A 13,055-nucleotide genomic window follows, 5' to 3' on the forward strand; every position below is an offset into this window, starting at 1 on the left:
CGTCAGGTCCGCGAGGGGTAGTTCGGGCTTTCGCGGGTGATGGTCACGTCGTGGACGTGGCTCTCCCGCAGACCGGCATTCGTGATGCGGATGAACTGCGCCCGCTCTTGGAACTCGGGGACCGTGGCGGCGCCGACATAGCCCATCGCGGCACGCAGGCCACCCGAGAGCTGGTGCAGTACCGCGGCCACCGGCCCCTTGTACGGCACCTGACCCTCGATGCCCTCCGGCACGAGCTTGTGCGTGTCGCTGACCTCGGCCTGGAAGTAGCGATCCGCCGAGCCTCGGGCCATGGCGCCCACCGAGCCCATGCCGCGATACGACTTGTAGGAGCGGCCCTGGTGGAGGAACACCTCACCCGGCGCTTCGTCGGTGCCTGCGAGCAGTGAGCCGAGCATCGCCACCGAGGCGCCCGCCGCGATGGCCTTGGCCAGATCGCCCGAGTACTTGATGCCGCCATCGGCAATGACCGGCACGTCGGCCTCCGAGGCGGCCTCGACGGCCTCCATCAGTGCCGTCGAGCTGCGGGACACCGACACCGGCGACGATGCGCGTGGTGCAGATTGAGCCCGGTCCGATGCCGACCTTGATGGCGTCCGCGCCGGCATCGATCAGCGCCTGGGCACCCTCGCGGGTGGCGACGTTGCCTGCCACCACCTGCACCGCGTTGGACAGCTGCTTCACGCGCCGCACGCTATCGAGCACCTTGATCGAGTGACCGTGGGCGGTATCCACGACGATCACGTCGCAACCGGCGTCGATCAGGCGCTCGGCTCGCTCGAAACCGCCATCGCCGGTAGTCGTCGCGGCGGCGACACGCAGTCGGCCCTGCTCGTCCTTCACGGCGTTCGGGTAGGCGACGCGCTTCTCGATGTCCTTGACGGTGATCAGGCCGATGCAGCGGTAATGGTCATCGACCACGAGCAGCTTTTCGATGCGGAATTGGTGCAGCAGACGCTTGGCCTCGTCCTGCGTCGTGCCCTCGCGGACGGTGATGAGCCGGTCGCGGGTCATCAACTCGGAGACCGGCTGGCTCGCTTCGTTAGCGAAGCGCACATCGCGGTTGGTCAGGATGCCGACCAGCTTGCCGCGATTGCCGTTCGGCCCGCGCTCGACCACGGGGATGCCGGAGATGCGGTTGGCCCGCATCACCTCAAGGGCATCCGACAAGGTCTCGTCCGGGTGGATGGTGATAGGGTTCATCACCATGCCGGACTCGTACTTCTTCACGAGGCGGACCTGCTCGGCCTGCTCCGGCGGCTCGAGGTTGCGGTGGATCACGCCGAGCCCGCCCATGGCGGCCATGGCAATGGCCATCGGCGCCTCGGTCACGGTGTCCATCGCCGAGGACATGATCGGCATGTTCAGGGCGATGTTACGAGTGAGGCGGGAGGCGATGTTCACTTCGGTCGGCATCACCGACGAGGCGGCGGGCCTCAACAGCACGTCGTCGAAGGTCAGGCCCTCGATGATCGACGCGGAACTGAGTCGGGCCATGTGCCAACGGTCCTTGGAGCGAGCGGCGCGGGTCGCGCGGCGGGGAGCGGGTTGGCAAGTGCCCCTATCACGCTCCCTGCCGCCACGCCAATGCGGGGACGCCGCAGCGCAGCACGCGTATGTGCATGGCTCGCGGTTTTTTGGGGGTGTGGCGGTCAGCGGGCCGGGACGGCCGGCCCCTTGTCGCTGAATTCCGGCGGCAGGCCGATATAATCGGTCAGGATCCCATCGACGCCCGGAGCGCGCCCGAACGCTTCGCAATCCGGATCGAGCGGCGCCTCGCCCAAGATGGTCACGCGGATGCGGTCCCAAGTCGGCAGGGTGTTGGCAGCCGTGAACGGATCCTCGCCCCGGGCGAGCAGGTAGCCGAAATCCTGGCCGAAATCGCCGGCGAGGTCGTAGGGGTCGCTGGACGCCGCGAAGCGCGGCTGGCTCGTGAAGGAATTCGCCGCGCCGCCCCAGATCATCGCGGCGCGCTGCTGGTGGTGCCGGTCGAGCGCTTCCGCTTCCACAGTAAGGCTGCCGAGGCCGATTGGCACGCGTGGGATCGGGATGCGGCCGATCCCTTCCGCGAAACCGACGCCGACCTGCGAGGCGATGGTCACAGCCGCCGAGCCTGCAATGGTGGTGCCTGCGCCGATCAGGTTCGTCGGCTCGACGCGCGTAACCTGCGCGCGGACGGTGAGGTCCGCGTCGCGGCTCGTCACCACGTCGTACTTGAGCGAGAGATCGTAGCAGAGCGCCCGGTCTGCGTTGTTGGCGATGAGGCGACGGTCGGCTGCCGTAAGCGGCGCTGAGCCTTCGACATTCGCCGGGAAGGCGGTCGGGATGATGCGCACGGTGCGCGCACGCTCCACGGCGGGCCGGTCGATGAACAGCCGGGCCTCGGTCGCGGTGGAGGTTGAACGCTCCAGGCGGTCGTAACGGGTCAGCGAACCGGTGCTGTTGAGCACGACGGTTCCGCAGGCCGCGACCCCGCTCAGCAGGGCCGTTGCAGCCAACAGGCGAGACAGGGCGCGACGGTCGGGCCGGCTGAACAGCATCCGCTCTCTCAAAGGTATCGCTCGCAATGGAGCGCCCGTCACGCGGGCCGGACCGGATACATCCCAGTCCTTCGGCGAAGCTTAGCCCTCACAGCCTTGTGAGGATAGCGGCCAAGCTCCGGCTGCCCTCTCGCCGGTCGGTGTCTGTGGCTTCGCGGATACAATCGTGAAACGCCGCAGTGAGAAAGGCCGCAACCCACATTGGATTTGTGCGTCTCCCGTCCGATGCCTGCCTCCTCCAAACTCTCCACCCGGATCGTCCCGCTCACCGTGGCGACCGCCTTGTTTATGGAGAACACCGATTCCACGGTGATCGCGACCGCCTTGCCGAGCATCGCGGCGAGCCTTCACGAGGACCCGATCGCCCTGAAACTGGCCCTGACCTCCTATCTGGTCAGCTTGGCGATCTTCATTCCGGTGAGTGGCTGGGCGGCCGACCGGTTCGGCGCCCGCACCGTGTTCCGGGCCGCGCTCTGCGTGTTCCTGGCCGGGTCGCTCGCCTGCGCGGCGGCGAATGGGCTCGGCTCCTTCGTGGCGGCGCGCTTCCTGCAAGGTATGGGCGGGGCGATGATGGTGCCGGTCGGGCGCCTTGTGGTCCTGCGTTCTGCGCCCAAGGCGCAACTCGTCACCGCCCTCTCCTATCTGACCCTTCCGGCCATGGTCGGCCCGGTGATCGGGCCGCCGCTCGGCGGTTTCATCACCACCTGGCTCGATTGGCGGTGGATCTTCTTCATCAACGTGCCGATTGGCATCGTCGGATTTATCCTGGCGACGCTCTACTTCGAGGATCTGCGTGAGGAGGAGCGCCCTCCCCTCGACGTGCTAGGTTTCGTCCTGCTGGGCGCGGGGCTCGCGTCGCTGATGCTCGGGCTCGCATCGCTCGGACGGCATCTGCTGCCGGCTTCCGTCACCTGGGGGTGCTTCGTCGCAGCTCTGATCCTGCTGCCCTCCTACTTCCGGCATTCCCGGCGGGTGGATCACCCGGTCGTGCGGTTGGATCTGTTGCGCTACCCGACCTTCCGCGCGGCGGTGACCGGCGGCAGCCTGTTCCGCATCGGCACGGGCGCGATCCCCTTCCTGCTTCCGCTGATGTTGCAGATCGGCTTCGGGCTCGATCCCCTACGCTCGGGTCTCATCACCTTCGCCGCGGCGGCCGGGGCGATGTTCGTGAAGACCATGGCGCCCGCCATCCTGCGCCGCTTCGGCTTCCGCCGCGTGATGGTGATGAACGCGCTGCTGGCGTCGGGCTTCCTGGCCGTGAACGGGCTTTTCACGGAGCACACACCCCATCTCATCATGCTGGCGGCTCTGTTCGTGGGCGGATGCTGCCGCTCGGTTCAGTTCACCTGCGTGAACGCCATCGCCTACGCCGATCTCGACAAGCGCCAGATGAGCGCCGCCACGAGCTTCGCCAGCGTGGCGCAGCAACTCTCGCTGAGCCTCGGCGTCACCTTCGGCGCGCTGGCTCTGGAGGGGCGGCAGCCGCCCACGGGCGGACGGCGATCGAGGCGGCTGATTTCGGACCCGCCTTCCTGATCGTCGCCGCGATTTCCGCCCTGTCGGTCTTTCCGTTCCGTGCCCTCTCACCCGAGGCAGGCGCCGAAGTGTCGGGACGGCGGATTGCGGCGAGCCCGTCGAACGTCTCGCATGGCCGCAATTGACCGTCAGGCCGCGCGGGCCTGCGGGGCTCGGCGTCCGCCACCGGACTTGGCGCTGCCCTTCGCGGCGGGCTTCGCGCGTGGCGCGGCCCCTCCAAGACGCCAGCCCTGCCAGCTCCAGCCGCCGGGCCCCGTGACGGCATAAAGCAGGTAACCGCCCGCGAGGCCGAGATCGGCGAGCATGAGGGTTCGCTCGGCCACCATGGCCGGGCCGCTCAATTGCCAGAAGGAATGAAGCACGCAGGCTGTCGCAGCAGCGAACAGGCCGAGCGCGACGCCCGTGATGCGTGGCAGCACGCCCAGGATCATCGCCAGCGGCCCGAACACCTGCACCACGACGGCCGTGGTCGCCACCGCGTTCGGGAAGGGCACGCCCTCGCTCGCCAGCGTCAGGGCGAAGCCCGACACATTCAGCGCGCGGGCGATGCCAGTCGGTAGCAGAGCCGCCGCTAGAAACAGGCGCGCGGCGAGCAGGGTGGCATCGTGGGCGCGGGCGATCATGGCGTTTGTCCGAGGCGGGCGGCGATCCCGTCAGACTCGCGACTTCGTTTGAACGGCCCGTTAAGCGCAACCGTAAATCAAGTGGATGATCAGAGCCCGAACATCCGCCCGCGCTCCGTCCAGACCACGACCAGCAGCGTCAGCCCGCCGAGGACGGCATAGCCGATGCCGATGGGCAGGACAGTTCCGTCGAAAGCGTGGCCGATCAGGAAGCCGCAACCTGCGCCGAGAATCGTCGTGTAGCAGCCGAGGAACGACGAAGCGGTACCCGCGACCGAACCCAGCGGTTCGAGCGCCAGCGCGTTGAAGTTCGGCATGGCGAAGCTGATCAGGAACTGGTTCATCGCCAGCACGCCCAGGAACAGCGCCAGAGGCGGATGCCCGCCGAAGGCAAGACCGATCACCACCTGCAACACCCCGACCAAGGTGAAGGCCAGGGTTCCCGCTTGCGACAGGCGGCGCATGCCGAAGCGGCGAACCGCGCGGGAGTTGATGAGCGTCGCCGCGCCCATTGCCCCAGCCACCAGCCCGAAGGCCAGAGGAAATAGCGGGCCAAGTTGGTACAAGCCGGTATCGAACACCTGCTGCGCCGAGCCGACATAGCCCATAATGCACCCGGTCAGCAGCCCGAGGGCCGTCGCGTAGCCTACGGCGACGCGGGTCGAGAGGGTGAGCCGTACGGCCGAGGCCGTCGCCTTCAGGGAGAGCGGGCGCCGGTATTCCGGGTGCAGCGTCTCCGGCATCCGCCAGCCGAACCACGCCGTGAGAATGAAGGCGAGGATCAGCATCGAGACGAAGACGTAGACCCACGAGCCAAAGGCCAGCATCGCCCCGCCGATGGCCGGGGCGATCATGGGAATGATGAGGAAGACCATCATGATGAGCGACATGACGCTCGCCATCTCACGCCCGGCGAAGCGGTCTCTCACGATGGCGGTCGAGAGCACGCGTCCGCCCGCAGCGCCCATCCCCTGGATCACCCGCGCCGCGAGTAGCCAGCCGAAGCTCGGCGCCAGCATCGCCAGGACGCAGCCCGCCACGTAGACACCGAGGCTCGCGAGCAGCACCGGACGCCGCCCCAGCGCATCCGAGAGCGGCCCATAGATGATCTGCGCCGGTCCGAAACCGAGCATGTAGACATAAACGAGAAGCTGCAGCCGGTTCGGATCGGATACGGCGAAGCGTGCTTCGATGGCCGGAAAGGCTGGAAGCAGGTTATCGATGGAGATCGCCGTCACCGCCATCATCAGCGCGACGATGGCGACGAATTCCGTGAAGCCGGGCCCATGCCAGGCGCGGCTCGTATCGGCGGCCTTCACGGTCGGAAGGGCATCAGACAAAACTAGACTCGCGGAGCGTGGGGGCCGGTGGCGAAGCGTATCGGCCACCGTCCTTGTAACGCCCAACTGCTCCGCGTCAGCCGCAGTTCAGGCTGGCAGCGGACGCATTCCGGCTTCGGCTTCCGGGCGCTTTCCGACGAACATCGCCATCATCGCTGCCACGAGGCAGAGGATGCCCGCCGCCACGAAGGCTTCGTAATAGGTGCCGCTGCCAGTTCGGGCGACGCCTGCGAGCCACGCCGCCGAGGCGGCACCGATCTGATGCATGGCGGCGATCCAGCCAAACATCAGTGCCGCATTCTCCTCACCGAACGCCTTGCCCGCGAGGTTCACCGTGGGCGGCACGGTCGCGATCCAATCGAGCCCGTAAAAGACGGCGAACAGCGACAGGCCGTAGAAGCTGAGATCGAAGGAGTAGGGCAGGAAGATCAGCGAGAGGCCGCGTAGCGAATAGTACCACGCCAGGAGCTTGCGCGAGTCGAACCGGTCAGTGAGCCAGCCCGAGGCCGTGGTGCCGATGAGATCGCACACACCCATCAGCGCCAGCAGACCGGCGGCAGTGACCTCCGGGATGCCGTGGTCGAAGCAGGCGGGAATCAGGTGGGTGCCGACCAAGCCGTTGGTCGAGGCGCCACAGATGAAGAATGTGCCTCCCAACAGCCAGAAATCCTTGGAGCGCAAGCCCATGCCGAGGCCGCGCAGGGCGCGCTTGGCCGGGTTCTCAGTGAGGACGGGCTTCGGCTGAACTTGCGTCTCGCCATAGCGCGGCAGGCCAAGATCGGACGGGCGATCCCGCAAGAGAAGGAAGACAAGAGGCAACAGGACGAGGGTCGCCCCGGCCACCGTGAAGGATACCGTCCGCCAGCCGTAATCGGTCGACAGCCGCGCGAGGAGCGGCAGGAACACCAGCTGGCCCGTGGCGCTGCTGGCCGTCAGCAGGCCGATGACGAGGCCTCGGCGCTCGCCAAACCAGCGCCCGGCTACGGTCGCACCCAGGACGTTGGCGACCATGCCGGAACCGGAGCCGACCACGATGCCCCACAGCAGCATCATCTGCCATGGCGTCTGCATCATGCTGGTGGCGCTGGTGCCGATGGCGAGGACGATGAGCGCCCCGCAGACCGAGGCACGCAGGCCGAACCGCTCAATGATCGCTACCGCGAAGGGGCCGATCATCCCGTAGAGGAAGATGTTGATAGCGATGGCGATGCCGATCGTCGCCGCGCTCCACCCGAATTCCTTCTCCCACGGCACGATCAGCACGCCCGGCGTTGCACGCACGCCGGCTCCGACCAGCAGGACCACGAAGGTCACCGCTGCGACGACCCAGGCATAATGAAAACGCGGCGCGGGGCGCGTTTGAGCGGAAAGGGGCATCGCTTCGGGTCTCCAGAGCCTCTGCGGTTACTCGGCGCTCAAGGCGCTGGCCAGCGCCCGCACCGAGCCGGGATCGACCCGCCGCGAAATCCTGTCCTGTGCACTGCGCCAATGGGGCATGGCTTCGGACAAGGTCGCACGCCCGGCATCAGTCAATTCGACGAGGCGGCTTCGCGCGTCTGCCTCGTCCGCGCCGACACACACGAGGCCGCGACGCTCCAACGGATCAAGGTTGCGCGCCATGGTGGTGCGCTCCAACGAGGCTTCTGCGGCAAGGCGCGTGACGGGCAGCGTCCCGCAACGATCGAGAATTTTGAGGATGGCGAATTGCGTCACCCTCAAACCCGTAGGCTTGAGGGCCTGATCGTACAGCGAGGTCACAGTGCGGGCCGCCCGCCGCAATGCACCGCAGGTGCAGACCTCTCGCTCATTGGCAAATGCCTCGCTCATATTTGCGTGTATATGCACCTATTTGTGTTCGGGCAAGCGGGTGACGGATGCGTGCGTTCGACTCCCCGTCGTCGGGCCACCGTCATCGACTCGCGCAAGGGCTCTGCTAACGCTTCGCGGCCAGCCACCCGGTACGGGAGATGTGCATGACCCTCGAGACCGCGACCGCCCTCTCCTCGCGCGAGGAGCGCAGCGCCCGAAGCGGGTTGATCGACGCGGCGGCGGATCTTGTGGCGGGCCAGGGCGGTCCCGGCGGCTTCGTGCGCGACCTGTTCGGCCGGGTCCCGCCGGAGGATCTGACACCCTACCCAGCCGAGGCCCTTGCGGAGATGGCGGGCCGCGCGCGGGACTTTCTCTCGACGCCGCGCAGTCCCGGCGATGCCGCGCGGCTGCGAATGTCCGACCTGTCGCTGATGCGCGAGGGTCGTATGCGGGACCTGACGGTCATCGACATCGTCAACGACAACCGCCCCTTCCTGCTCGATTCGACCCTTGCGGCCCTGACCGCCCAAGGGCTCACCCCCTACCTCGTCGCCCACCCGATCCTCGGCGTCGAGCGCGATGGCAACGGCGCATTGATGCGCGTCGTCGGCGAGACGACCGCCGACGCGCAGGGCGCGCTGGCCCGTGAGAGCCTGCTGCACATCCATCTCGACCGGCTTGAGGGTGAGGCGCGCAAGTTCCTGGAAGCGAACCTCGTCGAGGTTCACCGTGACGTGGCCTATGCCGCTGCCGACCACGACGCGATGCGCGCCCGGCTCGCTTCCTTGGCCGAGAGCGTCGGACGCACGCCCTCCCCGCTCCCCGAGGCGGAGACGGCAGAAGCCCGCGCTTTCCTGAACTGGCTGGGCGACGGCCATTTCACCCTGCTCGGCATGCAGGAGCACGGCATTCAGGGAGAGCAGCATCCGCTTGTGCCCGGCTCCAGCCTCGGCGTGCTGCGCGATCCCGGAACGGCGGTGCTTCGCCGGGGCGGCAGCCTCGTGGATTACACGCCGGAGATCCTGGCCTTCCTCGAAGAGCCGCAGGCGCTCATCATCACCAAGGCCAGCGCCCGGTCCCGCGTCCGCCGGTCTGACCATCTCGACTATGTCGGGGTGAAGCTGTTCTCGCCGGAGGGCCGCCTGTCCGGTGAGATTCGCATCGTCGGACTGTTCACCGCCGCCGCCTATGCGAGTCCCGCTCGCGAGGTGCCGGTGATCCGCCGCAAGGTCGAGGCGGTCTTGGACCGCGCGGGGCTCGACCCGACGAGCCATGCCGGGCGCTCCCTTCTCGCCGTGCTGGAGACCTACCCCCGAGACGATCTGTTCCAGATCGACATAGACCGGCTGACCCGCTTCGCGCTCGGCATCGTCGATCTCGCGGACAGGCCGCGCATCCGCGTGCTGTCCCGGCCGGACCGGTTCGGACGCTTCGTCTCGCTGCTCGTCTACGTGCCGAAGGACCGCTACGATTCGCGCATCCGGGCGCGGATCGGGGCCTATCTGGCCGAGAGCTATGGCGGGCGGCTCTCCGTCGCGCAGCCGGATTTCCCGGAAGGGCCGCTGGCCCGCACCCACTACATCATCGGCCTATCCGATGAGGCGTTGCAGGAACGCGACCCGGCGGCGCTCGAAGCCGGCATCGCAGGGATCGTCCGCACCTGGGCCGACGGGCTTCGCACGGCGCTTTCCGACGGCGTCCCCGGCGCCCGTGCGCGCAATCTCGCCGCTCGCTACGCCGAGGCGTTTTCCGCCGCCTACCGCGAAAACTTCCTGCCCGAGGCGGCGGTCGCCGACATCGCGATCCTCGAATCCCTCGGTGAGGATAATCCCCGCGCCGTCTCCATCGGCCGCCGCGATACCGATCCGCCAGCGCAGATCCGCCTGAAGGTCTTCTCCCGCGGGACGGCCATCGCCCTGTCGGATCGTGTGCCGGGTCTAGAAAATCTCGGCTTCCGGGTGATCAACGAACGGACCTACCGCGTCCAGGTGCCCGGCTCGGGCGAGGCCGAGCGGGTCTGGCTCCACGACATGCTGATCGAACGCGCCACGGGTGCTGCGATCGACGTCGCGGCGCTGGAAGTGCCGCTCGAGGCGGCGATGCTCGCCATCGCCGACGACCGGGCGGAATCGGACGGCTATAACCGCCTCATCGTCGAGGCCGAGTTACCGTGGCGGGAGGCGGCGCTTCTCCGGGCGCTTGGCCGCTACCTTCGTCAGCTGCGCATCCGATACGGCCAGGATTACATCGCCAGCACCCTGGCACGACATGGCGGGATCGCCCGCGAATTGGTGGCGCTGTTCAAGGCCCGGTTCGACCCCGCCGTGACGGGGGATCGCGACGAGGCGCAAGCCGAATGCCGCGCCAGGATCGAGGTGGCCCTGTCCGAGGTCACGAGTCTCGATGACGACCGCATCCTGCGCCGCTTCGTGAACCTGATCGAAGCGGCAATCCGCACGAACTTCTTCCAGAGCGACGAGGCGGGCGCCCCGCGCGGTACGATCAGCTTCAAGTTCGCCTGCGCCAAGGTTTCGGGGATGCCCCTGCCCCGGCCGCTGTTCGAAATCTTCGTCTATTCGCCCCGCGTGGAGGGTGTGCACCTGCGCTTCGGCTACGTGGCGCGCGGTGGCCTGCGCTGGTCGGATAGGCCGGAGGATTTCCGCACCGAGATCCTGGGCCTCGTGAAAGCGCAGCAGGTGAAGAACGCGGTGATCGTTCCTGTCGGCGCCAAGGGCGGCTTCTTCCCGAAGCGCCTACCGCCCGCCTCCGACCGGGCGGCGTGGATGGCCGAGGGCACCGAAAGCTACCGGATCTTCATCCGCACGCTGCTTGAACTCACCGACAACATCGTGGACGGCGAAATCGTGCCGCCGCCGAACACCGTGCGGCAGGATCCCGACGACGCCTATCTCGTCGTCGCCGCCGACAAGGGTACCGCGACCTTCTCCGACATCGCCAACGCCATCTCCATCGAGAAGGGCCATTGGCTCGGCGATGCCTTCGCGTCCGGCGGAAGCCAGGGCTACGATCACAAGGGCATGGGCATCACCGCTCGCGGCGCCTGGGAGGCAGTGAAGCGCCACTTCCGCGAGATGGACATCGACACCCAGTCCGACCCCTTCACCGTCGTCGGCGTAGGCGACATGTCGGGTGACGTGTTCGGCAACGGAATGCTGCTCTCGCGCAGCATCCGCCTTGTCGCGGCCTTCGACCATCGCGACATCTTCCTCGATCCGAACCCCGATGCCGCACGGAGCTTCGTGGAGCGGGAGCGTCTGTTCTCCCTCGGCCGCTCGTCCTGGGCCGATTACGACCGCTCGCTCATCTCGACCGGCGGCGGGGTGTTCTCGCGCAGCCTGAAGACCATCGCGCTTTCGCCAGAGGCTCGCGCTGCCCTCGGCTTCGATCAGGCGCAGGCGACGCCCGCCGAGGTGATGCAGGCGATCCTGAAGGCGCCCGCGGACCTGCTCTGGTTCGGCGGCATCGGCACGTATATTCGCGCCACCACCGAGACCGACGACGACGCGGGCGACCGAGCCAACGACGCCATCCGCATCACCGGTCTGGATCTGCGCGCGAAGGTCATCGGAGAGGGCGCGAATCTCGGCCTCACGCAACGGGGGCGCATCGAGGCGGCCCGCGCTGGCGTGCGGCTGAACACCGACGCCATCGACAATTCGGCGGGCGTGAACACCTCGGACGTGGAGGTGAACATCAAGATCGCCCTGATGGGGCCGGAGCGGGACGGGCGCCTTTCCTACGACGCGCGCAATGCGCTGCTCGCCGACATGACGGAGGAGGTCGGGCATCTCGTTCTACGCAACAACGAGTTGCAGACGCTGAGCCTGTCCTTGGCCGAGCGAGGCGGGCTCGGGGAAACCGGCTTCGCCATGCGGACGATGCAGGCGCTGGAGGCTGAGGGCCGCCTCGACCGTGCGGTCGAATACCTACCCGACGACGCGACCCTCGTCGAGCGGATGCGACGCGGCGAGGGCCTGACCCGGCCGGAATTCGCGGTGCTTCTCGCCTATGCGAAGCTGTCGCTCCATGACGCCATCCTGTCGAGCGCCGTACCGAACGATCCATATTTCGATCGCGAGTTGCAACGTTACTTCCCGAAGGAACTGCGCGAGCGCTTCCCCGACTCGATCAAGGGCCACCGCCTGCGCCGCGAGATCATCGCGACGGCGCTCGCCAACATCATCGTCAATCGGGGCGGTCCGTCGCTGGTGACGCGCCTCGTGGACGGGACCGGGGCCGACGCCGCGATTATCGCCAAGGCGTATGCGGCGACCCGCGACGCGTTCGGCTTGATGGATCTGAACCTCGCCATCGACGGGCTGAGCGGCCGGATCGGCGGGCAGGCTCAACTCGACCTCTATGCCGAGGTGCAGGAGCTTCTGGCGAACCGCATCGTGTGGTTCATCCGCAATCTCGACCTGTCCGGCGGTCTTGCACCGATTGTCGCCCGCTACCGCGATGGCGTCGCGGCGGTCGAGGCGGCCCTGCCGCAGGTGCTGAGCGAGGCGGCCCGCGCCGAGGTGGAGACGCGGGAGGCCGAACTGACCGGCCGCGGCATGGCCCCGGCCCGTGCCCGGCGCCTCGCCAGCCTGCCGGCCCTGGTCTCGGCGCCGGACATCGTGCGCGTTGCGGAGGTGAGCGGGCGTCCCGTGGAAGATATCGCCGCCACGCATTTCGTGCTGGAGCGGGAATTCGGCTTGGACGCCCTCGCCAATGCGGCCCGGACAGCGCCGGTATCCGATACGTTCGACCGTATCGCCCTGGAACGCGCCGTCGCGGCCATCGCGTCCGCCCACCGCAAGCTCACGGCCGAGGTTGTCGCCGATATCGGCGCCGGGCCGGAGGCGGTCGCGGCCTGGGTGAAGGCGCGTGGGACGCCTCTGGCCCGGATCCGCGATGCGGTGGAGGGAATCGCCTCCTCGGACCTCACGGTCTCGAAAGCGACGGTTGCCGCCAGCCTGCTCGGCGATCTCGTCCGGGTGGAATGACGATGGCGGGGCGTGACTGAAAGGCCTCCCGGAGCCGTCTCGCGCGCCTCTGCCTTGATGAACTGTCTCGGTGAGGGCAGGTCTTTCGGCGTCTCCGCCGTTGACCAGCCATTAACCGTGTCCTGCTACTCCCAGTTAACCTTGATGAAAGGCAGCATTCGACGCTGCAGGCTTGTCCTACTGCCTATCTCAAGTTGC

At 67.7% G+C, this 13,055-nt stretch carries 6 protein-coding genes and 2 pseudogenes; 2 read left to right on the plus strand and 6 right to left on the minus strand.

The genetic code is table 11. The annotated features are described in order from the left end of the window. Window positions 1-2: 2 nt before the first annotated feature. Both guaB and ACFQE0_RS27085 read right to left on the minus strand, forming a co-directional pair. A pseudogene (guaB, locus tag ACFQE0_RS27080) lies at window positions 3-1,497 on the minus strand (IMP dehydrogenase). Window positions 1,498-1,652: 155 nt separating this feature from the next. After that, window positions 1,653-2,540 (minus strand): DUF3313 domain-containing protein, encoded by an 888-nt coding sequence (locus ACFQE0_RS27085; protein WP_378975062.1) that lies wholly within the window; start codon window positions 2,538-2,540, stop codon window positions 1,653-1,655. A 225-nt stretch (window positions 2,541-2,765) separates the two neighbouring features. Between ACFQE0_RS27085 and ACFQE0_RS27090 the strand changes: the two are divergent. Then, a pseudogene (locus tag ACFQE0_RS27090) lies at window positions 2,766-4,201 on the plus strand (DHA2 family efflux MFS transporter permease subunit). A gap of 3 nt (window positions 4,202-4,204) precedes the next feature. On the opposite strand, the gene ACFQE0_RS27095 reads toward ACFQE0_RS27090, so the two are convergent. The 4 genes from ACFQE0_RS27095 to ACFQE0_RS27110 form a co-directional block, all read right to left on the minus strand. Next, on the minus strand, window positions 4,205-4,699 hold the full coding sequence (locus ACFQE0_RS27095) for a DoxX family protein (RefSeq protein WP_378975064.1): 495 nt from the start codon (window positions 4,697-4,699) through the stop codon (window positions 4,205-4,207). A gap of 89 nt (window positions 4,700-4,788) precedes the next feature. Further along, complete coding sequence (locus tag ACFQE0_RS27100) at window positions 4,789-5,943, minus strand: multidrug effflux MFS transporter (protein WP_378975719.1); 1,155 nt, start codon at window positions 5,941-5,943, stop codon at window positions 4,789-4,791. Window positions 5,944-6,126: 183 nt separating this feature from the next. Then, window positions 6,127-7,416: an MFS transporter gene (locus tag ACFQE0_RS27105; RefSeq protein WP_378975066.1), complete on the minus strand. Its 1,290-nt coding sequence runs from the start codon at window positions 7,414-7,416 to the stop codon at window positions 6,127-6,129. Between the two features lie 27 nt (window positions 7,417-7,443). Next, a complete protein-coding gene (locus ACFQE0_RS27110; protein ID WP_378975068.1) occupies window positions 7,444-7,866 on the minus strand; it encodes a MarR family winged helix-turn-helix transcriptional regulator in 423 nt (140 codons plus the stop codon). A 146-nt stretch (window positions 7,867-8,012) separates the two neighbouring features. Between ACFQE0_RS27110 and ACFQE0_RS27115 the strand changes: the two genes are divergently transcribed. Next, window positions 8,013-12,857: an NAD-glutamate dehydrogenase gene (locus ACFQE0_RS27115; protein WP_378975070.1), complete on the plus strand. Its 4,845-nt coding sequence runs from the start codon at window positions 8,013-8,015 to the stop codon at window positions 12,855-12,857. Window positions 12,858-13,055 lie beyond the last annotated feature (198 nt).

Origin of the sequence: Methylobacterium komagatae (assembly GCF_042661665.1) — a bacterium.
Classification (GTDB): Bacteria; Pseudomonadota; Alphaproteobacteria; order Rhizobiales; family Beijerinckiaceae; genus Methylobacterium; species Methylobacterium komagatae.